The 25,590-nt window shown below is 72.2% G+C and carries 23 protein-coding genes and 1 pseudogene; 12 read left to right on the top strand and 12 right to left on the bottom strand.

The features are described 5' to 3' along the window. From ACVW19_RS07635 to ACVW19_RS07660, 6 genes are all read left to right on the top strand, one after another. Nucleotides 1–2,319, top strand: a complete 2,319-nt coding sequence (locus ACVW19_RS07635) for a tetratricopeptide repeat protein (protein ID WP_457457764.1) — start codon at nt 1–3, stop codon at nt 2,317–2,319. A 51-nt stretch (nt 2,320–2,370) separates the two neighbouring features. After that, complete coding sequence (locus ACVW19_RS07640; protein WP_457457767.1) at nt 2,371–3,165, top strand: 2OG-Fe(II)-dependent halogenase WelO5 family protein; 795 nt, start codon at nt 2,371–2,373, stop codon at nt 3,163–3,165. Between the two features lie 123 nt (nt 3,166–3,288). Then, complete coding sequence (locus ACVW19_RS07645; protein WP_457457769.1) at nt 3,289–4,287, top strand: serine/threonine dehydratase; 999 nt, start codon at nt 3,289–3,291, stop codon at nt 4,285–4,287. A gap of 98 nt (nt 4,288–4,385) precedes the next feature. Next, nucleotides 4,386–5,591 (top strand): amidohydrolase, encoded by a 1,206-nt coding sequence (locus ACVW19_RS07650; protein WP_457457771.1) that lies wholly within the window; start codon nt 4,386–4,388, stop codon nt 5,589–5,591. A 192-nt stretch (nt 5,592–5,783) separates the two neighbouring features. Next, nucleotides 5,784–6,008, top strand: a complete 225-nt coding sequence (locus ACVW19_RS07655) for a hypothetical protein (protein ID WP_457457772.1) — start codon at nt 5,784–5,786, stop codon at nt 6,006–6,008. Between the two features lie 221 nt (nt 6,009–6,229). Further along, nucleotides 6,230–6,550: a 3'-5' exonuclease gene (locus tag ACVW19_RS07660; protein WP_457457774.1), complete on the top strand. Its 321-nt coding sequence runs from the start codon at nt 6,230–6,232 to the stop codon at nt 6,548–6,550. A 21-nt stretch (nt 6,551–6,571) separates the two neighbouring features. Here ACVW19_RS07660 and ACVW19_RS07665 read toward each other — a convergent pair whose 3' ends face one another. Beyond that, entirely contained in the window at nt 6,572–7,360 is a 789-nt protein-coding gene (locus ACVW19_RS07665; RefSeq protein WP_457457776.1) for a nucleotidyltransferase domain-containing protein, read from the bottom strand. An 81-nt stretch (nt 7,361–7,441) separates the two neighbouring features. Between ACVW19_RS07665 and ACVW19_RS07670 the strand changes: the two are divergent. Beyond that, nucleotides 7,442–7,669 (top strand): annotated as a pseudogene (locus ACVW19_RS07670) (GNAT family N-acetyltransferase); the annotation flags it as partial. 9 nt (nt 7,670–7,678) lie between these two features. Here the strand turns inward: ACVW19_RS07670 and pip are convergent. Genes pip through ACVW19_RS07685 form a run of 3 tightly spaced genes read right to left on the bottom strand, consistent with a single transcriptional unit; the run spans nt 7,679 to nt 9,688 of the window. Then, nucleotides 7,679–8,644: a prolyl aminopeptidase gene (gene pip / locus ACVW19_RS07675; RefSeq protein WP_457457778.1), complete on the bottom strand. Its 966-nt coding sequence runs from the start codon at nt 8,642–8,644 to the stop codon at nt 7,679–7,681. Nucleotides 8,645–8,682: 38 nt separating this feature from the next. Next, the gene (locus tag ACVW19_RS07680; protein ID WP_457457780.1) at nt 8,683–9,435 is read right to left on the bottom strand and encodes a uracil-DNA glycosylase; all 753 of its coding nucleotides are present in this window, start codon (nt 9,433–9,435) and stop codon (nt 8,683–8,685) included. Between the two features lie 49 nt (nt 9,436–9,484). Further along, nucleotides 9,485–9,688, bottom strand: a complete 204-nt coding sequence (locus ACVW19_RS07685; protein ID WP_457457782.1) for a hypothetical protein — start codon at nt 9,686–9,688, stop codon at nt 9,485–9,487. 100 nt (nt 9,689–9,788) lie between these two features. Here ACVW19_RS07685 and ACVW19_RS07690 point away from each other — a divergent pair, with 100 nt between their 5' ends. Next, the gene (locus ACVW19_RS07690) at nt 9,789–10,256 is read left to right on the top strand and encodes an RNA-binding S4 domain-containing protein (protein ID WP_457457784.1); all 468 of its coding nucleotides are present in this window, start codon (nt 9,789–9,791) and stop codon (nt 10,254–10,256) included. A gap of 47 nt (nt 10,257–10,303) precedes the next feature. Here the strand turns inward: ACVW19_RS07690 and ACVW19_RS07695 are convergent, their stop codons facing one another. After that, on the bottom strand, nt 10,304–11,002 hold the full coding sequence (locus tag ACVW19_RS07695; protein WP_457457785.1) for a class I SAM-dependent methyltransferase: 699 nt from the start codon (nt 11,000–11,002) through the stop codon (nt 10,304–10,306). A gap of 121 nt (nt 11,003–11,123) precedes the next feature. Between ACVW19_RS07695 and ACVW19_RS07700 the strand changes: the two genes are divergently transcribed. Then, nucleotides 11,124–11,384: a DUF6343 family protein gene (locus ACVW19_RS07700; protein WP_457457787.1), complete on the top strand. Its 261-nt coding sequence runs from the start codon at nt 11,124–11,126 to the stop codon at nt 11,382–11,384. Between the two features lie 36 nt (nt 11,385–11,420). Here ACVW19_RS07700 and ACVW19_RS07705 read toward each other — a convergent pair whose 3' ends face one another. The 4 genes from ACVW19_RS07705 to rpsA form a co-directional block, all read right to left on the bottom strand. Continuing rightward, nucleotides 11,421–11,801 carry a tetratricopeptide repeat protein gene (locus ACVW19_RS07705; protein WP_384200135.1) on the bottom strand — a complete coding sequence of 127 codons (381 nt, stop codon included), beginning with the start codon at nt 11,799–11,801 and terminating at the stop codon, nt 11,421–11,423. A 50-nt stretch (nt 11,802–11,851) separates the two neighbouring features. Continuing rightward, on the bottom strand, nt 11,852–12,472 hold the full coding sequence (gene coaE / locus ACVW19_RS07710; RefSeq protein ID WP_457457789.1) for a dephospho-CoA kinase: 621 nt from the start codon (nt 12,470–12,472) through the stop codon (nt 11,852–11,854). A gap of 49 nt (nt 12,473–12,521) precedes the next feature. Further along, nucleotides 12,522–13,460 (bottom strand): PAC2 family protein, encoded by a 939-nt coding sequence (locus tag ACVW19_RS07715; protein ID WP_457457791.1) that lies wholly within the window; start codon nt 13,458–13,460, stop codon nt 12,522–12,524. A 234-nt stretch (nt 13,461–13,694) separates the two neighbouring features. After that, nucleotides 13,695–15,194, bottom strand: coding sequence for a 30S ribosomal protein S1 (rpsA, locus tag ACVW19_RS07720; RefSeq protein WP_109380611.1), 1,500 nt, complete (start codon nt 15,192–15,194; stop codon nt 13,695–13,697). Nucleotides 15,195–15,599: 405 nt separating this feature from the next. On the opposite strand from rpsA, the gene ACVW19_RS07725 reads away from it, so the two are divergent. Both ACVW19_RS07725 and hrpB read left to right on the top strand, forming a co-directional pair. Then, nucleotides 15,600–16,421, top strand: coding sequence for a class I SAM-dependent methyltransferase (locus ACVW19_RS07725; RefSeq protein ID WP_457457794.1), 822 nt, complete (start codon nt 15,600–15,602; stop codon nt 16,419–16,421). Nucleotides 16,422–16,425: 4 nt separating this feature from the next. Then, a complete protein-coding gene (gene hrpB / locus ACVW19_RS07730; RefSeq protein WP_457457796.1) occupies nt 16,426–18,996 on the top strand; it encodes an ATP-dependent helicase HrpB in 2,571 nt (856 codons plus the stop codon). 60 nt (nt 18,997–19,056) lie between these two features. On the opposite strand, the gene ACVW19_RS07735 is transcribed toward hrpB, so the two are convergent. After that, nucleotides 19,057–20,856 (bottom strand): lytic murein transglycosylase, encoded by a 1,800-nt coding sequence (locus ACVW19_RS07735; RefSeq protein ID WP_457457798.1) that lies wholly within the window; start codon nt 20,854–20,856, stop codon nt 19,057–19,059. 274 nt (nt 20,857–21,130) lie between these two features. Here ACVW19_RS07735 and ACVW19_RS07740 point away from each other — a divergent pair, with 274 nt between their 5' ends. Further along, nucleotides 21,131–21,991 (top strand): DUF4184 family protein, encoded by an 861-nt coding sequence (locus ACVW19_RS07740; RefSeq protein ID WP_457457800.1) that lies wholly within the window; start codon nt 21,131–21,133, stop codon nt 21,989–21,991. Here the strand turns inward: ACVW19_RS07740 and ACVW19_RS07745 are convergent. Both ACVW19_RS07745 and polA read right to left on the bottom strand, forming a co-directional pair. After that, entirely contained in the window at nt 21,909–22,331 is a 423-nt protein-coding gene (locus ACVW19_RS07745; protein WP_457457802.1) for a hypothetical protein, read from the bottom strand. The genes ACVW19_RS07740 and ACVW19_RS07745 overlap by 83 nt on opposite strands. Nucleotides 22,332–22,712: 381 nt before the next feature. Beyond that, nucleotides 22,713–25,439, bottom strand: coding sequence for a DNA polymerase I (gene polA / locus ACVW19_RS07750; RefSeq protein WP_457457804.1), 2,727 nt, complete (start codon nt 25,437–25,439; stop codon nt 22,713–22,715). Nucleotides 25,440–25,590: the final 151 nt, after the last annotated feature.

A 25,590-nucleotide genomic window follows, 5' to 3' on the forward strand; every position in this document is an offset into this window, starting at 1 on the left:
ATGGACTGCCAGGACCCGGCGTCCGGACCGGGCGACCGGGGTCCGCACGACCAGGACCCGCGGTACGGGCAGCGGGATTCCGAGCACATCCCCTCCGGCACGTCGCTCAACGCCTCCGGCAGCAGCCGGGTGGCGTTCGCCTACCGTGACATCAACTACTGGTATCCGCACCACTCGGACCGGTCGGCCGAACAGTTCCGTGCCCACTCCATCGACGTACCGTTGACGGACTATCCGCACCGGCTGCGTGGCCGGGACGGTCTCCTCGCGGTCCTGGAGCCCTCGTTGGCCCTGGTGCCCGCGGCGGCCGACGGGGACGACGCGCAAGCCCGGGTACACGTGCTGCACGGGCTGGGAGGCTGCGGCAAGAGCCGGATCGCCCAGCAGGTCGCGTCGCAGGCCACCGGCAACGGCAGGATGGTGTGGTGGATCGACGCGCGCGGCGCCGCCCGCATCAGCAGCGGACTGCGGGAGGTCATCGGCCGGCTCGGGGCCGACCCCAGTCAGGTGGACATCGCCTGGTCCGGCAAGCGCAGCCCGGCCGACCTGCTGTGGGACCACCTGGACGCGCTGAGGACGCCGTGGCTGCTCATCTTCGACAACGCCGACGAGCCGGGGCTGCTGGCCGCGTCCGGGCGCCCGGTGCCGGACGGGACCGGCTGGCTCCGGCCGCCCCGTACGCCCTTCGGCAGGGTCCTGATCACCTCACGCAACGGAAGTGTGGGGGCGTGGGGGGCGTGGGTGCGGTTGCACCACGTGGACGTCGTGGATCCCGCCGTCGGCGCGCTCATCCTGCTGGACTACGCGGGCCCGGACGCCGGTCCGACGGCGGAAGCCCACCGCCTGGCCGAGCGGCTGGGAGGGCTGCCCCTCGCGCTGCGAGCCGCCGGACGCTACCTGGCCAGCGAACTGGCCGGTCCGGTCTGGCGCTCGGGCAGTACCACCCGGACGTTCACGCAGTACCAGGCCGCCCTCGATCGGGCCCTGGGCGATTCGTGGCAGCATCCGCGGGAGATGGGCCCCGAGGAGCAGACCGTCATGGAGGCGGTGCACCAGACGTCCGAGCTGTCCCTGACGCTGCTGGAGAAATCGGGACTGCCCGTCGCCCGGCCGCTGCTGAAGCTGCTGGCCCTGCTCGCCGACGCGCCCCTGCCGTATGCGGCGGTGCTCAGCCACCTGGTGATGCGGCGCACTCCGCTGTTCGCCGACATCACCTCGGCCCAGTTACGGGCGACCGTCCGCGCGCTGTCGGACATGGCGCTGGTGGAGCTGGGCAGCACCGCCGGGGCCACCGATCCCACGTACTCTCACCATCTGACCATTCATCCCCTGGTGCGTTCGAGCTGCTGGACGGGGCCGGGCGAGAAGGACCGCACCCGGTACCAGGAACTGGTCATCGACCTTCTGACGGACGCGACGGCAGGCCTGGACCCGGACGCCCCGGAGTGCTGGACCTCGTGGTTGCGGCTCAGCCCGCACTGCGCGGATCCCCTGCTGCGCGCGCTGCGGCGGGAGGTCCCGTTGCGGCTGCCCCTGCGCAAGGAGGCCCTGCGCCTGATCCGTGTCGTCGCCAGGTACATCATCGCGTCCGGGCTCCCGCGGCAGGGCGAGCTCTTCCTGCGTGACGTGCTCGCCCTCGACGCGGTCCGCTCCGAGGACTGCCGTGCGAGGGTCCTCGCCGTCCGGCACGAGTACGCCAGGTCGTTGTTGGAGCAGGGCAAACTGCATGCGGCGGAAGCGGAGTTCAGGGAGGTCCTGGAGGCCAGGACGGCTCTGCTGGGCATGGCTCACGCCGACTGCCTGGCGACCAGGCACAAGCTGGGCCGTTCACTGCTGGAACAGGGCCGCTGGGGGGACGCGGAGGAGCAGTTCTCGGTGGTCGTGGCGGACGAACGGGTGCTGCGCGGGGAGAGCCACCCCGACACCCTCACCGTCCGGCACAGTCTGGCGCGTGCGCTGCTCCAGCTGGATCGTACGGAGGAGGCCGAGCGGGAGATACAGGAGATCGCCACGTTGTGGGAGCGGCGGGGGGAGTCGAGTGCGCCCGAAGCACTCAACGTCCGGCACAGTCTGGCCAGAACGCTGCTGAGACACGGTCGCACCGAGGAGGCAGAGTACATCCTGCGTGAGGTGCTCGTGGCCCGTCTCCAGCTCTGGGGGCCGCTCAACCCCGAGACCCTGGCGGTACGCACCACGCTGGCCGACGCCCTCGACGCACTGGGCAAGCAGGAGGAGTCGGCTGCGGAGCGCGCCACGGCCGAGCAGGGAGGTCGGGAAGTGCTCGGCTTCGAGATCGCATGGCGTGATTGCCGGACCTGAGGAACGGTGCGGTCGGTTCCAGGAGAGCAGTGAGACAGCGGAGGCTGTGTGATGGAGAACGCGCCGGAATTCGTCGACGACGACGTACTCAGGGCTCCCCGGCTCACCCGGTCCGCTCTGGCCGAGGTCTTCTCCGGCCGGGTGACCATGGTCCAGGTGGCCCAGGTGGTCGCGGAAAAGGAGTGCCGTCTCGCCGTCGACGAGATCACGGCCGCCGGAACCGGGGAGTACGACCGGAAGGTCGTCTTTCCCCCCATCGCCAAACTGGGGCCCGCGGTCAACGAGTTCGAGGCGGCCACCGCGCTGCCCGCCCCGTACTGGGAGGAAGCGGAGCGCGCGGACCGGTTCTGGCGGACGACGTCCTGGGGAGGCGGGCTTCGCAGCCGGGTCCTCGCCGCGGTGGGTGAGGCGTGGGGAGCACCGGTGACGCGAGCGCCGCTCCAGGGCCGCAGGCTGTATGCGGGAATGGTGCGGGAGATCAACCACGGAACACATGTTCATTTCGATGACGTCCTGCACGAGTGCCCCGAACTGTTCAGACCTCTGGATCTGATAGGGCAGGCCGCCATGAACGTGTTTTTATCGGTTCCGGAGAGGGGCGGAACCACACATGTGTGGCGTCACCGCTGGCAGCACGGGGACGAGGAACGGAGACGGGGATACGGCTACGAGGACGACGTGGTGTCCAAAATCGCCGGCGCGACGGTGGCACCCGGGATCGGAGATGTCGTGCTGCTCGGATCCCGCTGGTTCCACAAAGTGGACCCGTCCGAAGGGGGCAGGCGTATCACGTTGAGCTTCTGCCTCGGACTGACGGCCGACGGTCATATCATCACCTGGTCCTGAAAGATTAGAAGAACCCCCTCCGGAACGTCTCTTCAGCCGTTTCCGACAGCGGACCGCGGAATTCCCCTCACATCCACCAACCCCCTATAATCCCCTCACATTTTCCGCAGACAAGGAGATGCGATGCTGGCACAACGGGACATCCTGGAGGCGGCGGATCGCATTCGGTCACACGTACGCCGGACTCCGGTGATCAGCGTCGACTTCCCGAACATGCGAGGGATTCATTTCAAACTGGAGAGCCAGCAGGTCACCGGATCGTTCAAACCCCGCGGCATCTTCAACAAGATGCTCCTGGCCCGGCAGGCGGGCACGCTCGGACCGGCCGGGGCCGTGATCGCGTCCGGCGGGAACGCCGGGCTCGCCGCAGCACACGCGGCACGCACCCTCGGGGTTCCGGTCCGCGTCTTCCTGCCGCGGACCGTCTCCCCCGTCAAGGTGCGCAAGCTGGAGCAATGGGGCGCGCAGGTCTGCATCGACGGCGACTTCTACCCGGACGCGCTGGCCGCCAGCCAGGCACACGCGAAGACGTCGGGCGCGCTGTTCCTGCACGCCTTCGACCAGCCGGAGGTGGCCATCGGCCACGGCACCATGGGCCTGGAGATCATCGAACAACTACCGCAGGTCGACACGGTGTTGGTCGCGGTGGGCGGCGGCGGACTCCTGGCCGGGGTGATCGCGGGCACCCCGGCGCACGTCCACGTCGTCGCGGTGGAGTCGGAGGGCTGCCCCTCCCTGCACCGGGCCATCCGGGCGAGCGGACCGGTCGACGCCCCGGTGGGCGGCATCGCCGCCGACGCGCTGGGGGCCAGCCGGGTCAGCCGGCTCGCCTACGACCAGGCCGTCTCGCGCGAGGTGTCGAGCGTACTGGTCACCGACGAGGCGATCGCCGCGGCCCGGCGGGACCTGTGGAAGGCGGCCCGACTGCCGGTCGAATGGGGTTCGGCGGCACCACTGGCCGCCCTGCTCTCCCACGTCTACGAGCCGAGAGCGGACGAGACCGTGGCCGTGGTGCTGTGCGGCGCCAACACCGACCCCGGCGACCTGGAGTCAGCAATGCCGGGCAAAGCCACCACATCCGAGGCGAAACAGCCCGCCACCGGCATGGTCAAAACGCCCTGAACCGACCTCACCGCTCTGCTAGTCTCGGCGCTCATCGGCCAGAGGACGCGGTAAGGCCGCGCGCGCCGGACGCATCCCCATCAAAAGCAAAGTTGACCATGGACTCAGCGACGCTCAACACGTTGATCGAAATCAGGCGCCGTATTCACGCGAACCCTGAAATCGCACGTCAGGAATTCGCCACGACCGCGCTTGTCGCCGACACGTTGCGGGGGTTAGGGCTCGAACCCCGGTTGTTCCCCTCGGGGACGGGCGTTTTCTGTGACATCGGAACCGAGAACGGCCCGATCGTGGCATTGCGCGCCGACATCGACGCTCTTCCGGTGACGGACGAGAAAGACGTTCCCTACAGGTCGACGAAGCCCGGTTTCTGTCACGCGTGCGGTCATGATGTGCACACGACGGTCGTCTTGGGCGTGGGGATGGAACTCGCTCCTCGTGCCGACGAACTGGAGGGGCGCGTCCGGCTGATCTTCCAGCCCGCCGAGGAATCGGTGCCGAGCGGTTCACTCGATGCCATCGACGCCGGAGTGCTCAAAGACGTTTCGGTGATCTACACACTGCACTGCGATCCCGCCGGTGAGGTCGGTACGGTCGGCGTCCGGGTGGGCCCCATCACCTCCAGCCTGACCACGTTCGACCTCCGCCTCACCCATGCCGAAGCGAGCCCGGCGCGGCGCGTGGATCTCATCGCGGTGGCGTCCCTGCTCGTCGTCCAGATGCCGCGGGCCCTCCAGGACGCTTTGACGCCGGGACCGGACATGGTCTCGTCCGTGGTCTTCAGTGCCCTCAACAGCGACGCCGGGACCGGTGACGGACCGGCGGGGGTCACCGCCCGGGGGACCATCCGCTCGCTGCACCGTGACGCCTGGGCGGAGGCGCCCGGCCACTTCGACCGCATCGCGAGCGCCATCGCGGCCACCTACAACGTCACCTGTGCCACGGACTTCGTACAGGTCGCGCCGGCGGTGACCAACGATCCGCAGGCGATGGCGGTGATGAGCAAGGCCGTCACCGACGTACTGGGACCCGGAGCCACCTACCCCACCCCGCAGAGCCTCGGTGGCGAGGACTTCGCCTGGTACCTCGAACAGGTTCCGGGAGGGCTGCTGCGGTTGGGGGTCCGGGAACGCGGGCGGACAAGCGCCCCGGACCTCCACTCGGGCGCGTTCGACGTGGATGAGGAGTGCATCGCCGTGGGCGTCCGGGTCATGAAGGCCACGGCTCTGTCCGCTCTGAGCGCGCACGCTCCGGTGCTGGAGACCGACGCCCTCGGTTCGTCCGCCGTACTGGCCGACGCGTAACCCGCGCCGACCGGCCGTCACAGCCCCGGCGGCAACCGTCACCGCCTGAAGGTCGCACAGTTCGTTCCTGTCCCGCCGAGGGGCTTCGCCACCGTCCGTCGTGGTCGGTGGCGAAGCCCCTCGGCGGATGTCCTTGTCCACCTCCAGGACGGTTCGGCGGGGTGGCTGCGCCACCGCTACCGGCACATCGTCGTGGACGAGGCCCAGGACCTGCGCCCGGGCCACTGGAAGACGCTGCGCGCCATGGTCACCCGCGACCGCAACGACATGTTCCTCGTCGGCGACACCCACCAGCGCGGCTACGGCAACCAGGTGACGCTCGGCAGCTTCGGCGTCAACGTCCGCGGCCGCTCCGCCCGGCTCACCTCGGCTACCGCACCACCCGGCAGATCCTCGGTTCGGCGCTCGGGCTGCTGAGCGGGGAGCCGTTCGACGACCTCGACGGCAGCACCTCGACGGCAGCGAGGAGACCCCTGCCGGATACCGGTCGGTGCTCAGCGGCACCCGCCCGCTGCTGCGTGCGCCGACTGGGAGGACCATCGGGAAGCCGTCGCCGAGCTGGTCACGGAGTGGAGCGACGTCCCGTCGGAACAGATCGCGGTCTGCGTACCGACGAACGACATGGCGTGGAGGTCGCCGTGGCTCTCCGGCAGGCGGGCGTCCACGCGGTGGAGACCGGTCCGGACGGGCCACGCGGCGACGAAGGCGTGCACATCGGCACGATGTTCCGCTTCAAGGGCCTGGAGTACCAGCGCATGATCGTCGTCGGCGCGGCGGAAGGCCTCGTGCCGCGCGCGGACGTGATCCGCGTGCAGCACACCGACGCGCTACGCCACCGCCGGGAACTCCAGCGGGCCCGCTCCCCGCTCTTCGTCGCGGCCACCCGCTCCCGCGACGCCCTGGCCGTCCTCTGGCACGGCACGCCCAGCAGATTCCTCGCACCGCTGCTCGCCGGCTGACACCGCCGACGCCGCCTGCGCTCAGCCGGATCGCCGCCGGGCCGTCTCCACGGCCCGGCGAAACAGCGCTTCGGCTGCCGTGACCGCGCGCACGAGATCGTCCGGGCTTGCCGTCAGTCCCTCCAGCAGAGCGTCGACTTCGGTCAGTCCCGCCCGGTGGATCAGGCCCTTCTCATTGGTGACCCACTCCCCCCGCGCCGCCATCACCGCGTGCGCGGTGTGGGTCGCGGCGACGGCGACGGCCCCCGCGACCTGGGTGAGGGCGCCCTTGGGCGCGTGGCCGGCCTTGGCGTAGGCGAGGGTGGCGGTGGCCGTGCCGTACCAGCGGGGCGGGGCGGTCTCGCGCAGGGCCCGCGGGTAGGCGGCGGGGCCGGGGAGGTCGCCGCGCAGCACCCTGTTGATCGCGAGCTCCGCGACCAGCAGGTATGTCGGGATGCCGGCGAGGTGGAACATCAGCGGCTCGACGCGGAAACGACCGTGCTCCGCCTCGGTCAGCTCGTGCTCGACGACGTCGAGGTCACGGTAGTGGACGTCGACGCGGCGCTCGTCGACGGTCAGCCAGGCGCCGCCGTTGAAGACGCCGCCGCCCCAACCGCCGATCTCGGAGACCTCGCCCTCCCAGCCGACGGCGCGCAGGTCGTCGGGGTCGAAGGATCCCCGGTAGTAGACCGCCAAGTCCCAGTCGCTGTCAGGCCGTTCGGCGCCCTGGGCTCGTGAGCCGCCGAGGGTGACGGCCCGGACGCCGGGGAGGGTGGCGAGCCGGTCGGCGGTGCGGTCGAGGAATGCCCGGTCGGGGAGGGAGGGGGGCACTGCGGAGCTCCTGACGGTCATCGGTGTGCGGGGTGGCCGACGCGCAGGGTACGGGGGTGGCCGAGGAGGGGCGAACGAAAAGAGGAGCCGGCGCAGTTGTACCTCGCCCCCGAGTGGCGCGGGCTCGGTGACCGGTTCGTCGCGCCGGCCGAGGAGCGCGGCCCCGAGGGGCTTTCCCCGTGGACCTTCCAGGTCAACGCGCCCGCGCACCGCTTCTACGAGCGGCACGGCTTCGAGGCCGTGGAGTGGACGGACGGTTGCGGGAACGAGGAGCGGGAGCCGGACGTGCGGTACGTGTGGCGGCCGTAGGGCGGATCGTCAGCCGTGAGTGCGCGCGTACCGGTCGGTCGCTGCCACCAGTACGTCGTTCCCGGTCGCTCCGGCGTCGTGCCCGGCCTCGTCCACGATCACCAGTTCGCTGTCCGGCCAGGCGTGATGGAGGCGCCAGACGGTGCCGAGGAGGTTGCCGAAGTCGAGGCTGCCCTGGACCAGGGTGCCGGGAATGCCCTTCAGCAGGTGCGCGTCGCGGAGGACCACACCCTCGTCGTTGCCCTCGCCCAGGAAGTGGTCGTGGCCCCAGTAGTGGGTGACGGCGCGGGCGAAACCCGTACGGAACTCCGGGTCCTCGAACCGCGCGACCGAACCGGGCGGGGCGGGGATCGTCGCCGTCTCCCAGTCGGTCCAGGCCCGTGCGGCCCGTTCCCTCACTTCCGGGTCGGGGGACTCCAGCAGCCTGCTGTACGCGGCGGCCAGGTTGCCGTCGCGCTCGTCGGCGGGCAGTTCGGCGAGGAAGCGGGCGAAGGCCTCCGGGAAGAGTTTCCCCAGTCCTCGGGTCAGCAGGGCCACTTCTGGGTTGGAACCGGTCGCCACTGCCGTCAGCACCAGCTCGGACACCACCCCGGGGTGCGTCTGCGCGTACCGCAGTCCCAGCACCGAACCCCAGGACGCGCCCCACACCAGCCACCGCTCGATGCCCAGGTGGGCGCGCAGCCGCTCCAGGTCGGCCATGAGGTGCACGGTCGTGTTGACGCTCATGTCGGTGGCGGATTCGGCGGAGTGAGGGGTCGAACGTCCGGCGCCGCGCTGGTCGAGCAGCACGATGCGGTACGCGGCCGGGTCGAAGTAGCGCCGGAGGGTGGGGCTCGCGCCGCTTCCCGGTCCGCCGTGCAGCACCAGCGCGGGCTTGCCGTGCGGGTTCCCGCAGGTCTCCCAGTACACGCGGTTGCCGTCGCCGACGTCGAGCATGCCGTGGTCGTACGGTTCGATCTCCGGATACAGGCCCATTGCTGCACCGTAGCGGGCCGTGCAGCGCGGGCTCATCTCTATTTCCGCGTGGGCAGCCCCGCCGCCTCGGCTGCCGCGTACAGCACCTCCCGGAGCATTCCGGGGGTGAGTTTGCCGGTGAAGGTGTTGCGCTGGCTCACGTGGAAGCAGCCGTACAGGTGCAGGTCGTCGCCGTCCGGGGTGGGGAGCGTGACACGGGTGCCGTGGGCGAAGGCCGGGCGGGGGCGGGGCACGGTCCAGCCCGCCTCGGTGAGCGCGGGCAGCGCGGCCTGCCAGCCGAAGGCGCCGAGGACGAGCGCGGCCCGCAGCGTCGGCCGCAGCAGCCGCAGTTCCCGGACCAGCCAGGGCCGGCAGGTGTCCCGTTCCCCGGGGGTCGGCCTGTTGGCGGGCGGGGCGCAGTGCACGGGTGCGGTGATGCGTACGCCGTACAGTTCCAGGCCGTCCCCGGCGTGCGTGGAGGTCGGCTGCGAGGCGAGTCCGACGTCGTACAGCGCCTCGTACAGCACGTCGCCGGAGCGGTCCCCGGTGAACATCCGGCCGGTGCGGTTGCCGCCGTGCGCGGCGGGTGCCAGCCCGACGATCAGCAGCCTGGCGTCCGGCGACCCGAATCCCGGCACCGGCCGGCCCCAGTACGTCCAGTCGGCGAACGCGGCGCGCTTGGTACGGGCGACCTCCTCCCGCCAGTCCACCAGCCGCGGACAGGCGCGACAGCCGGCGATGCGCCGGTCGAGGTCGAAAAGGCCCGGGAGGTCGTGGGTGCCGGCCGGGCCGGGGAGGCCGCTGGGGTCCATAGCTCCACGGTAGGACGGGCCGCCGTCCGCGGGTTCACGGCCCGCGGGTTCACAGCGCTGACCGGATGGTGCCGCGCGCCGCCGACACGGCGGGCCGGTCGGGCTCGCGCAGCCACAGGAGAGCTCCCGAGAGCAGCATGGCCGCCGTCAGCAGCCAGGGCAGCGACCCGGGGCAGCCAGGGCAGAGCGCAGACGGTGACGTAGCGGCGTCGGACCGTCCGTGTCTCCGGCGGCCCAGCGGTTCGGCGCTCACGCCGTTCCCTCCAGGGCGACGGATGCGGAACTTCTTTGGGATCTTGGTTCCGGCGAATTCCCTTCCCGCCCGGCCGTCCCGGAGGGCTAAGGTCGGGACCATGGCTTCCGAGGATCCGAAGACCGCCGCCGCTGTGGCCGCTGCCGAGGCTGCCGGCCCGCAGGCCGGCGAGACCGTTCGCACCGACAGCTGGATCTGGTCCGTGCGCCTGCTCAAGACGCGTTCCCTCGCTTCCACCGCCTGCCGGGGCGGCCATGTGCGGGTGAACGGCGAGCGGGTGAAGCCCGCGCACTCCCTGCGCGTCGGTGACGAGGTGCGGCTGCGGCACGAGGGCCGGGAGCGGGTCGTCGTCGTCAAGCGGCTGATCCGCAAGCGGGTGGGCGCCCCGGTGGCCGTCCAGTGCTATGTCGACAACTCCCCGCCGCCTCCGCCCCGCGACGCCGTCGCCCCCGCCGGTGTCCGGGACCGCGGCGCGGGCCGCCCGACCAAGCGCGACCGACGCGAACTGGAACGCCTGCGAGGTCTGGGGGGTCCTGGCGTCCCCGGCGGCACGGCGCCGCGCCCCTGAAGGAACGGCGCCGGTCCGAGGCGGGCCCACGATCAGGACGGGCGGTGTCACCGGCTCTCCGGCGCCACCGCCCTCACCCAGATCCCGTCCTTCGTCAGATACCGGTCCACGGCCAGGCCCGCCTCCTCCAGCGCCTCCTCGAACTGCTCCCTCGTCAACCGCCGCGACCGGAACGTCTGCGTCCATACCGCGTCCGGGAACACGTACTCCGCGTGCACGGAGTCGACCCCGTCGCCGACCGGCTCGGCCGACACGATCCGCACGGTGAAGCCGGCCGGGTCCACCCGCTCGCGCGGCAGATTCGTGTGGTAGTCCTCGCCCTCCCGCTGGATCAGTACGCACCCTCCCTCCGCCAGATGCCGCGCGCAGGTACGCAGCATTCCCCGCCGTACCTCCGGGTCGCCCGCGTGCACCAGGAACGACGCGAGGAGCACCACGTCGAACGTCTCGTCCAGTCGCAGCTCCTCTACGGGGCCGCATATGGTCCGGGCCCCGCGGACGCGCTCCAGCATCTCGGCGGACTCGTCCACCGCGGTGACCTCGAATCCGCGCTCCAGCAGCGCGTGGGTCATCCGCCCCACTCCACTGCCCAGTTCCAGGATGCGCGCGCCGGCCGGAACGGCGGCGGCGATGATGTCCGGCTCGTCACCGACGGGCAGTCGCGAGTACAGCTCCACCGCGCAGCCGTCCGGGGTGATCGCCCCGGGGCCCGTCCCCTTGTATCCCTCACGCGTTCTCGGCTCCATGTCCGTCCAACGGACCGGATCCGCAAGCCCGTTCCCCTCCTCCCTCGGTCCACCCGAACGAGTGAAGACGCCGCCCCTCGCCGTCCTGGCGTACGGTGAAGTCGGGAGGGGTGGTGACGAGATGCGTACAGGCAGTGAGCCGAGGACCGCGCGCAGTGCGCTGCGCGCGCGGCTCTGGCTGAGTGTGTGGGGCGAGGTGTGGACGGTCTGCGGGACGGTGGCGTTCATGCTCTCCGGCCACCCGGGCTGGGCGCTCCTGTGCGGGGTGCTGTGGCTGGTCGTCACGATCGATCTGATCGTGGTCGTCCGGCACCTCCGTCAGGGGCCGCACTACCAGCCGGGCCGCGGCGTCCCCCCGTACGAACCGCCCAGGGGCCCGTGATGACCGTGTGACCGGCGGAAGCGCGGGCGGTCCCGCTCAGGTGTCGAAGCTCGCGGCCTTCAGGTACTCCGGGTTCGGGTCCAGCGCGGCGGCCAGCCGGAAGTGGCGCCTGGCCGGGTCGGGCCGGCTCTGCCGCTGGTAGGTACGGGCGAGCGCGAAGTGCGCGAAGGCGTTGTCCGGCTCGCGCTCCAGGACGATGGAGAACTCGAGCTCGGCCGGCCTCAGCTGGGCCGCCGCGAAGAACGCACGCGCGCGCAGCAACCGCGCAGCGGTGTTCTCCGGGTACGCGTCTATGACCCCGTCGAGCAGCTTCACCGCACCCCGCGGGTCCCGCGAGGCGAGCAGTTGCTCGGCGGCACGGAAGTCGATGACATGCGTCTCCGGCGTACGTCCGGTCGAACCACTGAGCTCGGGCACAGCCGCATCCTTCCCTCGTCGAACCGGTTCAACGCCCCGGACGGGGGCGCCTATTCCTGCGCGGGCCGACGGGCCGCCCGCTCCCTGCGGACGAGTTCGGCCCATACGTCCTTCACCCGCCGCGCCAGGTCCTCCAGGGGGACGTCGTTGTCGATGACGATGTCCGCGATCTCCCGGCGCTGCTCGCGCGTCGCCTGGGCCGCCATCCGCGCGCGTGCGTCCTGCTCGCTCATGCCGCGGCGGCCCGTGAGACGGTCGAGCTGGGTCTCGGCGCTCACGTCGACCACGATCACGAGGTCGTAGAGGGAAGCGAGGCCGTTCTCCGTGAGGAGGGGTACGTCGTGGACGACGACGGCGTCCTCGGCGGCGGCTTCCTCCAGCTCACGGGAGCGTGCGCCCACCAGGGGGTGGACGATCGAGTTGAGGACGGCGAGCTTCTCCGGGTCGGCGAAGACGATCGATCCCAGTCCCGGCCGGTCCAGGCTGCCGTCCTCGGCGAGTACGCCCTCGCCGAAGGACTCCACGACCGCCGTGAGTCCGGGTGTCCCCGGTGCGACGACCTCGCGCGCGATGCGGTCCGCGTCGATCAGTACGGCCCCGCACTCGACGAGCAGCCGCGACACCTCGCTCTTGCCGGCTCCGATCCCGCCGGTCAGGCCCACCGTCAGCATGACCCGAAGCTTAGGGCCTGCCACCGGCGGCGACGGTGGCGGCCCTGTCTCAGTTGTCGCCTTCGCGCTCCGCGAGGAACCGCTCGAACTCGAGCCCGATCTCGTCCGCCGACGGGATCTCCACCGGCTCGGCGAGCATGTTGCCCCTGGTCTCGGCGCCCGCGGCGGCGTCGTACTGGTGCTCGAGGCCCTGGATGAGGGCCGTGAGCTCGTCGTCGCCCTCCCGGACCTGGCGGTCGATCTCGGTCTGCGTGCGGTGGGCGTCGGTGCGCAGGGAGTGCGCCACACCCGGCAGGACCAGGCCGGTCGCGGCCGTGATGGCCTCCAGGGCGGTCAGCGCCGCGTCCGGATAAGCGGAGCGGGCGATGTAGTGCGGCACGTGCGCGGCGACACCCAGCACGTCGTGCCCGGCCTGCATGAGCCGGTACTCGACGAGTCCCTCGGCGCTGCCGGGCACCTGCGCCTCCTCGAAGGGGCCGGTGTGGCCCGGGACGAGGTCGGTGCGGTTGCCGTGCGGGGTGATGCCCACCGGCCGCGTGTGCGGGACGCCCATCGGAATGCCGTGGAAGTTCACCGACAGGCGGACGCCGAGCCGCTCCACGATCTGCTGCACCGCGGCGGCGAACCTCTCCCACTCGACGTCCGGTTCGGGCCCGGACAGCAGCAGGAACGGCGCCCCGGTGGCGTCCTGGACCAGTCGCACCTCGAGGGCGGGCACCTCGTAGTCGGTCCAGCGGTCGCGGGTGAAGGTCAGCAGTGGGCGCCGGGCCCGGTAGTCGATGAGCCGGTCGTGGTCGAATCGGGCGACCACCTGGTGGGGCAGCGAGTCGAGCAGCCGCTCGGCGATCTGGTCGCCGGTCTCGCCCGCGTCGATGTACCCGTCGAAGTGGTAGAGCATGACAAGTCCGGCCGATTCCTGGGCGAGCGCCATGTCGACGACGGCCAGCCCCTTCGGCTCCCATGCGTACAAACCCTGCGGATCAAGCACCGTGACCGCTCCTCCTCGTGTTCCTAGTGGACAACGTGACGCGCGGCACCTGCATTCCCGGGTGAGGACAACTCCCTGAGGGGCGCGGGGCTGTGTCGACGCGGCTCCGCCGCACGGGCGCGACAGGCCCCCGCCGGCCCACGGGCAACGTCCGACCCCGAAGCGCAGCACTGAGGGGCCGCACCTCGAAAGGTGCGGCCCCTCAGTTACCGGCTAAACCTCAGCGACCGGAGTTCAGCTCTGGCCGCCGGCCAGCTTCTCCCGCAGCGCGGCCAGCGCCTCGTCCGAGGCCAGCGCACCGGAGTTGTCGCCGCCCTCGGAGGAGTACGAGCCGCCACCGGACGCGGCCGGAGCCGCACCCGCGGTGTCGCCACCCTCGGCAGCGGCCTTCTCGTCCGCCTCGCGGGACTTGATGACCTGCGCCTGGTGCTGCTCGAAGCGGGACTGCGCCTCGGCGTACTGGGTCTCCCACGCCTCGCGCTGAGCCTCGTAGCCCTCGAGCCAGTCGTTGGTCTCGGGGTCGAAGCCCTCGGGGTAGATGTAGTTGCCCTGGTCGTCGTAGGACGCGGCCATGCCGTACAGGGTCGGGTCGAACTCGACCGCCGTCGGGTCGGCACCGAAGGCCTCGTTGGCCTGCTTCAGCGAGAGGCTGATGCGACGGCGCTCGAGGTCGATGTCGATGACCTTGACGAAGATCTCGTCGTTGACCTGGACGACCTGCTCCGGGATCTCCACGTGGCGCTCGGCCAGCTCGGAGATGTGGACCAGACCCTCGATGCCCTCGTCCACGCGGACGAACGCACCGAACGGAACCAGCTTCGTGACCTTGCCGGGCACGACCTGGCCGATCTGGTGGGTGCGGGCGAACTGCTGCCACGGGTCTTCCTGGGTCGCCTTCAGCGACAGGGAGACACGCTCGCGGTCCATGTCGACGTCGAGGACCTCGACGGTGACTTCCTGACCGACCTCGACGACCTCGGAGGGGTGGTCGATGTGCTTCCAGGACAGCTCGGAGACGTGCACCAGGCCGTCGACGCCACCCAGGTCCACGAAGGCACCGAAGTTGACGATCGAGGAGACGACGCCGGAACGGACCTGACCCTTCTGGAGGGTGGTGAGGAACGTCTGGCGGACCTCGGACTGAGTCTGCTCCAGCCAGGCACGGCGGGACAGGACCACGTTGTTGCGGTTCTTGTCCAGCTCGATGATCTTCGCCTCGAGCTCCTTGCCCACGTAGGGCTGGAGGTCGCGGACGCGGCGCATCTCGACCAGGGAGGCCGGGAGGAAGCCGCGGAGGCCGATGTCGAGGATGAGACCACCCTTGACGACCTCGATGACGGTACCGGTGACGATGCCGTCCTCTTCCTTGATCTTCTCGATGGTGCCCCAGGCACGCTCGTACTGGGCGCGCTTCTTCGAGAGGATCAGGCGGCCTTCCTTGTCCTCCTTCTGGAGAACAAGGGCTTCGATCTCGTCACCGACGGCGACGACCTCGTTGGGGTCGACGTCGTGCTTGATCGAGAGCTCGCGGCTCGGGATGACACCTTCGGTCTTGTAACCGATGTCGAGCAGGACCTCGTCCCGGTCGACCTTCACGATGACGCCGTCGACGATGTCGCCGTCGTTGAAGTACTTGATCGTCTCGTCGATCGCTGCGAGGAAGGCTTCCTCGTTACCGATGTCGTTGACCGCAACCTGCGGGGTGGTGGCGGTGGTCTCGGTGCTGCTCGTCATGTGGGAAAGGGCTCCGGTACGGACAGTGAGTCGTAGGTACTGCTACGCCGGAGCCCGTTTCGCTCTGCAGAAGCCGGACAGCAAAAGAAGCGCCGTTCCAGACACCGGGTATACCGGTGGCGCCTCGAGAACCGAGGGGACATACAACAGATGCGAGCGCAGCCTGCTATGTCTGAGGCGCGCAGGCCCGCAGCGCAACTTGTAGCATACGGGGGCAGCCGGGCAGGGTCAATGCGCGAAGCCCCCCACCCGGGGCGGATCGCCACATAACCGGCACAATTCCCCCTTCTGGGGGAGCGCCGCATGTCAGATGCCGCCTCGAGACCACGCGGACCCGCGCCACGCAGGACCTCACGCGCCCCCATGTAGGCGACAGCCGGGGCAACTGGACGGAAGAGTACGACGATGGAGCCGATCATCCAAGAGCCCGAAGCGTCCGAACCCGAGGCGACCCGACGGAACGCCGGCGTCACCGAGAGCTCCCGCGCCAACCGGGGCTGGTGGGACCGCAACGCGGACGAGTACCAGGTCGAGCACGGCACGTTCCTCGGCGACGACCGCTTCGTGTGGTGCCCCGAGGGGCTGGACGAGGTGGAGGCCGAGCTGCTCGGCCCGCCGGAGGACCTGAAGGACCGCGACATCCTGGAGCTCGGCGCCGGCGCGGCCCAGTGTTCCCGCTGGCTGGCCGCGCAGGGCGCGCGTCCGGTGGCCCTGGACATCTCGCACCGGCAGTTGCAGCACGCGCTGCGCATCGGGGGCCCGTTCCCGCTGGTGTGCGCCGACGCGGGCGCCCTGCCGTTCGCGGACGGCTCCTTCGACCTGGCCTGCTCGGCGTACGGGGCGCTGCCCTTCGTCGCCGACCCGCGGCTGGTGCTGCGCGAGGTGCGCCGGGTGCTGCGGCCCGGGGGCCGGCTCGTCTTCTCCGTCACGCATCCGATCCGCTGGGCGTTCCCGGACGAGCCCGGCCCGGAGGGACTGAGCGTCTCCGGGTCCTACTTCGACCGCACGCCCTACGTCGAGCAGGACGAGCAGGGCCGCGCGGTGTACGTCGAGCACCACAGGACGCTCGGCGACCGCGTCCGCGACATCACCGCCTCGGGCTTTCGTCTGGTGGACCTGGTGGAACCTCAGTGGCCGGAGTGGAACACCTCCGAGTGGGGAGGCTGGTCCCCGTTGCGCGGACACCTGATCCCGGGCACGGCGATCTTCGTGTGCGTACGGGACTGAGTGCGTGATCCGCCACGACGCTCTCGACGCCCTCCCGGTGCGCGAGGCCCTTCCCGCGCTGACCGACGCCCTGGAGGCGCACGGCACCGCCGTTCTCGTCGCACCGCCCGGCACCGGGAAGACGACCCTCGTGCCGCTGGTGCTGGCCGGGCTGATCGGTGGCGGGCCCGCGCGGCGGGTGGTGGTCGCCGAGCCCCGGCGGATCGCGGCGCGGGCGGCGGCCCGGCGGATGGCCTGGCTGCTGGGCGAGAAGGTCGGCGGGTCCGTGGGTTTCACGGTGCGCGGGGAGCGGGTGGTCGGGCGCCGCACGCGCGTGGAGGTCGTCACGACCGGCGTGCTCCTGCAGCGGCTGCAGCGGGACCAGGAACTGACCGGGGTGGACGCGGTGGTGCTCGACGAGTGCCACGAGCGGCATCTGGACGCGGACACGGCGGCGGCGTTCCTGTGGGACGTGCGCGAGACCCTGCGGCCGGAGCTGCGGCTGGTGGCCGCGTCGGCGACGACCGACGCGGCGGGCTGGGCGCGGCTGCTGGGCGACGCGCCCGTGGTCGAGGCGCACGGCACGGCCCATCCGGTGGAGGTGGTGTGGGCCCCTCCCGCGCGTCCGGTACGGCCGCCGCACGGCATGCGGGTCGACCCGGCGCTGCTGACGCATGTGGCGTCGGTGGTGCGGCGGGCGCTGGCCGAACGGGACGGTGACGTCCTGGTGTTCCTGCCCGGCGTGGGCGAGATCGCCCGGGTCGCCGCGCGGCTGGGGCAGCCGGGGCAGCGCGGAGAGGTCGAGGTGCTCCAGGTCCACGGGCGGGCGCCGGCATCGGTGCAGGACGCGGTGCTGGCACCCGGACAGCGGCGCCGGGTGGTGCTGGCGACCTCGGTGGCGGAGTCGTCGCTGACGGTTCCGGGGGTCCGGGTGGTCGTGGACGCGGGGCTCGCGCGTGAGCCCCGCGTCGACCACGCGCGCGGGCTGAGCGCGCTGACGACGGTACGGGCCTCGCAGGCGGCGGGCAGGCAGCGGGCGGGGCGGGCCGGACGTGAGGCGCCGGGTGCGGTGTACCGGTGCTGGGCGGAGGCCGAGGACGCGCGGCTGCCCCGGTTCCCCGCTCCCGAGATCAAGGTGGCCGACCTGACGTCGTTCGCGCTGCAGGCGGCCTGCTGGGGCGATCCGGACGCCTCCGGGCTCGCGCTGCTCGATCCGCCGCCGCGCGGGGCGATGACGGCGGCCGGCGCCGTCCTGACGGCGATCGGGGCCGTCGGCGCCGACGGGCGGGCCACGGAGCGGGGCACGCGGCTGGCCCGGCTGGGCCTGCATCCCCGGCTGGGGCGGGCGCTGCTGGACGCGGCACCGGCCGTGGGGCGCGCGCTCGCCGCCGAAGTGGTCGCGCTGATCGGCGAGGAGGCACCACGCAGCTACGGGGACGATCTCGCCGATGCGCTGCGCACCGCGCGGCGCGGGGACGACGCCTATGCGCAGCGGTGGCGGGTGGAGGCGCGCCGGCTGCGGTCGCTCGCCTCGGAGGTCTCCCCGGAGGTCTCCCCGGAAGCCGTCCACGCCGCGCCGCCCGTGCCGACGGGCACGGTGGGCGGCGGTAGCCGGGAGGGCGGGGAGGGCGCCCGTGTCGGGCTGGTGGCCGCGCTCGCGTTTCCCGAGCGGATCGCCCGCGCGGAGGGCGGTTCGTATCTGATGGTGTCCGGGACGCGTGCCGAGGCCGGCGAGGACACCGGGCTGCGGGGCGCTCCCTGGATCGCGGTCGCCGCCGCCGACCGGCCGGTGGGGCGGGGGCACGCGCGCGTGCAGCTCGGCGCGGTCGTCGACGAGGAGACCGCGCGGTGGGCGGCCGGGGCCCTGCTGGAGACACGCGAGGAGGTGCACTGGGCCGACGGCGATGTCGTAGCCCGCCGTGTCGAGCGGCTGGGGGCGGTGGAGCTGGCGGTACGGCCCCGCACCGACGCGGAGCCCGCCCTCGTACGGGCCGCGCTGCTGGACGGGCTGCGGCAGGAGGGGTTCGGGCTGCTGCGGTGGCCGGCGGGAGCGGCCGTGCTGCGGCAGCGGCTGGCCTTTCTCCACGGCCGGCTCGGCACCCCCTGGCCCGATGTGTCCGACGACGCGCTCCACGCGCGCGTGGAGGAGTGGCTGGAGCCCGAGCTGAGCCGCGCCCGGCGCCGGGCCGACCTGGCGCGGATCGACGCCGGCCAGGCCCTCGGCCGGCTGCTGCCGTGGGCGTCCGGGCAGGCCGCCCGGCTGGACGAGCTGGCCCCCGAGCGGATCACCGTACCCAGTGGGTCCGCGATCCGGATCGACTACTCCGACGCCGGACAGCCGGTGCTCGCGGTGAAACTCCAGGAGATGTTCGGGCTCCAGGAGACGCCGCGGGTGGCCGGGGTGCCCCTGCTGGTGCATCTGCTCTCCCCGGCCGGGCGGCCCGCCGCCGTCACCTCCGACCTCGCCTCCTTCTGGCAGGACGGGTACAAGGGCGTACGGGCCGAGCTGCGCGGCCGTTACCCCCGGCATCCGTGGCCCGAGGACCCGGCTGCCGCCGAGCCGACCCGGCACACCAACGCGCGGCTCAGGCGGTGACCTGCTCCTGCTCCGTCTCCGACCCGCGCCCTGTGACCGGGCCGGTAGGGGTACGGCCGGCTATGAGCCGGTGGTGGGGCCGGGGGACGCCGTCTCGGCGGTGGCCACGGTCAGTTCGACCGTGAGGGTCGCGCCGCCCGCGGTGGTGACGCGGAGCAGGAAGGTGCCGGTGGTGTCGTCCGCGTAGAGCTGCGGCAGCGTCAGAAGACCGTCCGCGTCCGTCTCCAGACCGCTCAGGGTGCGGACGGCCTTGCCGTCGCCGTCCTTGAAGTAGGGGCCCTCGTCGTTGACGGCCGGGTCGTCGGCCGACGTGATCAGCGTGGCGGTGGCCGCGACCTTGCCGGCCGGGGCGCCGTCGTGGGTGGCCCGTACCTCGACCCGGTGGGCGAACTCGCCGCCCGGGGTGCAGGTCAGTGCCTCGTCACCGGTGCGCACAACGGTGTCGGCGGTGCGCTCGGTGACGGTGGCCCGGTAGTCGAGGCCCGGGACGACGCGGCCGACGACGGTGGCGCGGACGGTGACGTGGCCCGTCTTCTCGCCCGCCCGCAGCGCGGGCGCCACGGCGACACCGGCGCTGTCGGTGACGACGGTGGCCACGCTCTCGCCGCCGGTGAAGGTGGTGTCGGTGTCGCCGAGGACGGTGAAGCGGATCCGCACCTTCGCGACGGCCTTGCCGTCGTCCGTCTCCGCGCGGGCGCGGATCCTCTCGGTGAACGCGTCGCCCGCCCTCGCGGTGAGCTTGCCCGTGCCGGCGTTCTCCAGGTGGTCCACCGTGTCGGTGGGCGTGGGGGGCTTGCTGGGCGGCGATGCCGTCGGGGGCTGTGTCGTCGGGGGCGGTGTCGTGCCCGGCGGTGTGCTCGGCGTGCCCGGGGAGGAGGCCGGCGGCTTGGGGCCGGTGCTGCTGCCGCCACCCGGCTTGTCGGGGCTGGGCTTCGGCGACGTGCCCGGGGCCGCCGGGGTGGTGCCCGGCTGCGTCGACGGCGTCGACGGCGCCGACGCCGCCGGGGTGGGGCGCGTGGTGTGGTCGTCGCTGCGTTCGCCGGGCAGGGCGCCGGTGCCGTCCGGGATCTCGTGCGTGCCCTTGCGGTAGTACTCCAGCCACGACAGGACGGTGTTCAGGTAGTCCCTCGACGGGTTGTAGCTGAGGATCGCCTTGTCGAGGTCCGCCCGGTCGGACATGTCCCAGCCGAAGCGGCACAGGTAGTGGCCGGCGGCCAGGGCGGCGTCGTAGATGTTGTTGGGGTCCTTGCGGCCGTCGCCGTTGCCGTCGCGGCCCGCCCACGCCCAGGTGGACGGGATGAACTGCATGGGGCCGACGGCGTTGTCGTAGGCGCTGTTGCCGTCGTACACGCCGTTGTCGGTGTCCCGGATGAGCGCGAAGCCGTTGCCGTCGAGCTGCGGGCCGATGATCGGGGAGAGGGTGGTGCCTTCGGCGTCGACGCGTCCGCCGCGGGCCTGGCCGGACTCCACCTTGCCGATGGCGGCGAGCAGTTGCCAGGGCAGGTTGCAGCCGGGCTTGGACTCGCGCAGCGCCGCCTCGGCCTTCTTGTAGGCGTCGAGGACGGTCGCGGGTATGCCCGCCTCGGAAGCGCCCGGCGTGAGCGGGTCGGTGCTCGCGGACGGAGAGGGGTTGGGGCTGTTGAGCGGCGGCAGGTCCGTGTAGTAGGGCGAGTTGCCGGTCGCTCCGGGGCCGTCGGCGCTCTCCTCGGGCGCCGAGGCGGCGTCCGGGGCGGCCCGTCCCGCCGGGTCGTCGATCGTCGCACCCGGAGCCTGGGACGCGGACAGGGCCGCCACCGCGGCCGCCGCCACGGCGGTGGTTGCCGCTCCCTTGCGCAGCCTCCTGCCGAAATGCGCCGCCATAGAGTGAACCCCTCCCCGCGGACACCGGAGCATCCGTCAACGTCTGCCACGCTCGCCCAGTTGTGACGATTCAGCCCGCCCGCCGGTTGCACCTGGCACGGCGACTCTCGCGACCCTACGGCAACATCCTTTGCCCGCACACCTGTTCACGCCCGGTATTCGCCGGTTGGCCACGTTCGTCCCCGCACGGGCACGGACGGGGTGTCGCGCATACTGGGGTCCGCCGAGCGCCGGGGCCGACCAGCCCGGTCAACGACCCACCCGAGGAGCCGAGTTGCCCTTCACGTTGAGCCATGCGGCGGCGGTCCTGCCCGCCGTACGAACCGACGGGACCGGCCGGGGCCCCCTGGTGCCGGCCGTTCTCGTGGCGGGCAGTCTCGCTCCGGACCTGACCTACTACGCGGCCAGTGTCCTGTCCGGAGCAATGGAGTTCGGAGACTTCACCCACTCGTTCCCCGGCGTTCTCACCGTGGATGTGTGCATCGCCTGGGCGCTGGTGGGTCTGTGGCTCCTGATCCGCGAACCGCTCGTGGCGCTGCTGCCGCGGCCCTGGCAGGGCCGGCCGGCCGCCCTGCTGCGCTGCGGCACGCCCCCCGCGCGCGTGCGGGCCTCCCTGGTGGCGCGCTGGTACGTCTCGGCCGTGCTCGGTGCGCTGACGCATGTGGTGTGGGACGCCTTCACGCACCTCGACCGGTGGGGGATGCGGGTCTTTCCCGTCCTGGGACGGGAGATCGCGGGCTCACCGCTGTACTGGTACCTGCAGTACGGCGGTTCGGCGGTGGCCGCGGTGGTGATCGTCGTGTTCCTGGCGCGGGCGCTGAAGCGGGCGGCGCCCCGGTCCGCGCCGGCGGGAGTGCCGTCGCTGTCCACGGCCGACCGGTGGGCGGCCGCCGCGCTGCTCGGCGGCTGCGCGCTGGCGGGGGCCGTGCATCGGGCCTCGCGGTGGTGGGACTACTGGGGAGCGGCCGCGAAGCCCTGGGAGTTGATCCCCACGGTGTGTTTCGGAGCGGGCGCCGGGCTCGTGGCCGCGCTGCCGCTGTACGCCGTGGCGGTCAGGGCGCTGCGTCCGGTCCCGGCCACCGGGGATCCCGATGACGTCGGTACGGGGCGGCCGAGCCGTACGGCCGCACGCTGAGGGTCTCCCCGGCCGCCACGAACACGGTGACGGTACGGACGGGGCGGGGGCGGGGCAGCAGGGTGAGGGCGAGCGCCAGATAGCTGCGGGTCAGCTCGGCCCACAGCCGCCACGGGGGCCGCTCGCCGACGCCGGGCGACGGGGCGGGCGGTGCTGCGGTGGCACCGCGGCCGGTGCACCGTCGGCCGGCGCGGCGCAGCGCGGTCGTGAGGGGGGCGGGAGTACGGGCGGTACTTGCGGTGGCCGCGAAGACCGGAACCGGCGAGAACGCCTCGAGGGTGGGTCCGTCGGCGTCGGTCGGCGGGGGCCCCGCTCTGCGGTGAAGCATGCGTATACCCATGCCCCGCATCCTGGCGCCCGGCCCCCGCGACGGCCCGCCCGCGAGGTCCACGCGAGTGAGACCCCATCACGGACACGGGACACGGGCGTGGCCGGCACACGGTGTGCCGGCCACGGACCGCGAAAGCCCCGAGGAGGGGACACCCGACAGCCCCGGCCGGCCCCGCCACGCGACGGACGGGTGGCCTACCGCAGGTGCCGTCAACAGCGGGGCCCTGGTGCCCGCGGCGGCCTGCGCTCGGCGGGCCGGCCCCGTGGCCACCGCACTGGGCCGGGCCGGCACCTTCGGGCGGCCTGCCCGCGCACGGGGCGTCACGGGTTCGTGCCGGAGGGCGCCCGTCGAGCGCCCTCCGGCACGACCCACCGACTCCGCCCGGCAGGGCTAGTGCGCCGCCGACTCCCAGTCCGGGCCCGCGCCGACCGAGACGCCCAGGGGGACGCGGAGCCGGACCGCGGCGGCCATCTCCCGGCGGATCAGCTCTTCCGCGGCCGGGCGCTCGCCGGGGGCGATCTCCAGGACGATTTCGTCGTGGACCTGGAGGAGCATCCGGGACGTGAGGTCCGCCTCGCGCAGCGCTCGGTCCACGTTCAGCATGGCGATCTTGACGATGTCCGCCGCCGTGCCCTGGATCGGCGCGTTCAGCGCCATCCGCTCGGCCGCCTCCCGACGCTGGCGGTTGTCGCTGTTGAGGTCGGGCAGGTAGCGCCGACGGCCGAAGAGGGTCGCCGTGTAACCCGTGGCCCGAGCCTCGTCGACCACGCGGCGCAGGTAGTCCCGCACCCCGCCGAACCGCTCGAAGTACGCGTCCATCAGGGCGCGGGCCTCGGCCGCCTCGATGTTCAGCTGCTGGGAGAGGCCGAAGGCGGACAGTCCGTACGCGAGGCCGTACGACATCGCCTTGATCTTGCGGCGCATCTCCGCGTCGACCGCGGACTGCTCGACCCCGAACACCTGCGCGGCGGCGGTGGTGTGCAGGTCCTCGCCGGAGGTGAACGCCTCGATGAGTCCGGCGTCCTCGGAGAGGTGGGCCATCACCCGCAGTTCGATCTGGCTGTAGTCCGCCGTCATCAGCGACTCGAAGCCTTCCCCGACGACGAACCCGCGACGGATCGCGCGGCCCTCGTCGGTACGGACCGGGATGTTCTGCAGGTTCGGGTCGGTCGACGACAGGCGGCCGGTGGCGGCGACCGTCTGGTTGAACGTGGTGTGGATGCGGCCGTCCGCGGCGATCGTCTTGATCAGCCCCTCGACGGTGACGCGCAGCTTCGCCTGCTCACGGTGCCGGAGCATGATCACCGGCAGCTCGTTGTCGGTCTGGCCCGCCAGCCAGGCCAGGGCGTCGGCGTCGGTGGTGTACCCGGTCTTGGTCTTCTTCGTCTTCGGCAGGCCGAGTTCACCGAAGAGGACCTCCTGGAGCTGCTTGGGCGAGCCCAGGTTGAACTCGTGTCCCGCCGCCGCGTGCGCCTCCTTCACGGCCTGCTGCACGGCGCCCGCGAACATCTGCTCCATGCCCTCGAGGTGGGCCCGGTCCGCCGCGATGCCGTGCCGCTCCATGCGGGCCAGCAGGACGGACGTCGGCAGTTCCACGTCCCGCAGCAGATCCGCGGCGCCCACCTCCTGCAGGCGGCCCTCGAAGGCCTCGCCCAGGTCGAGGACCGCGCGGGCCTGCACCATCAGCGCCTCGGCCTCGGCGGTGTCGTCCGCGCCGAAGGCCAGCTGGCCGTCGGCCGCGGCGGCGGGCGCCAGCTCGCGGTGCAGGTACTCCAGGGACAGCGCGTCCAGGTCGAAGGAGCGGCGGCCCGGCTTGACCAGGTAGGCGGCGAGCGCGGTGTCCATGGCGACGCCCCGGATGCTCCAGCCGTGCTCGGCGAAGACCCGCATCGCGCCCTTGGCGTTGTGGAACACCTTGGGCCGGTCCGCGTCGGCGAGCCATGCGGCGAACGCCTGCTCGTCGCCCTCGTCCAGCTCGGCCGGGTCGAACCAGGCGGCCGGTCCCGCGGCCGCGGCCAGGGCGATCTCGGCGACCGAGCCGGTCCCCAGCGCCCAGGTGTCGACCGTGGCGACGCCGAGGGGCGCGGTGCCGTGCTCGGCGAGCCAGCCGGCCAGCTCGCCCGCGCCCAGGACGGTGCCGTCCAGCTCCACCCCGTCCGCGACGACCGGGGCGGCCTCAAACTCCTGCGCGCCCGGGTCGACGGCGAAGAGCCGCTCACGCAGCGACGGGTTCCTGATCTCCAGGGTGTCCAGGATCATCGCGACGGCCTTGCGGTCGTAGGCGGTCCGCTCCAGGTCGGCGACGCCCCTGCCCAGCTCGACCTGCCGCTCCAGCTCGGTGAGGCGGCGGTTGAGCTTGACCGACTCCAGGTGGTCGCGCAGGTTCTGCCCGGCCTTGCCCTTGACCTCGTCGACGCGCTCGACGAGGTCCGCGAAGGAACCGAACTGGTTGATCCACTTCGCGGCCGTCTTCTCGCCGACGCCGGGAATGCCGGGCAGGTTGTCGGACGGGTCGCCGCGCAACGCCGCGAAGTCCGGGTACTGCGCGGGGGTCAGCCCGTACTTCTCGACCACCTTCTCCGGGGTGAACCGGGTCAGCTCGGAGACGCCCTTGGTCGGGTACAGCACCGTGGTGCGCTCGGAGACCAACTGGAAGGAGTCCCGGTCGCCGGTGACGATCAGCACGTCGAAGCCCTCGGCCTCGGCACAGGTGGCGAGCGTGGCGATGACGTCGTCCGCCTCGAAGCCCTCGACGGCGAAGCGCGGGGCGCGCATCGCGTCGAGCAGCTCACCGATCAGCTCGACCTGTCCCTTGAACTCGTCCGGTGTCTTGGAGCGGTTCGCCTTGTACTCGGGGAACTCCGCCGACCGCCAGGTCTTGCGGGAGACGTCGAAGGCCACCGCGAAGTGGGTGGGCGCCTCGTCGCGCAGCGTGTTCGCCAGCATCGACGCGAAACCGTAGATCGCGTTCGTCGGCTGGCCCGTCGCGGTCGTGAAGTTCTCCGCGGGCAGCGCGAAGAACGCGCGGTAGGCCAGCGAATGCCCGTCCATGAGCATCAGTCGCGGACGGGCCTCGCCGGAGGTCTGGTCGGTCTTCTTCGCTGCTGTCTCTGCCACGCCCCCGATCCTGCCACGCGCCACTGACACTCGGCCCCGCCCCCGTACCCCGCGGCTGCCCGCGGCTGCCCGCGCTCCGAATCCTTCGGCGTCCTTCGGCATCCTTCGACGTCCTTCGGCCTCCCTCGTCGTCACCGCCGCGTGCGAGGAT

The sequence above is a fragment of the Streptomyces sp. TE5632 genome, from assembly GCF_054061295.1.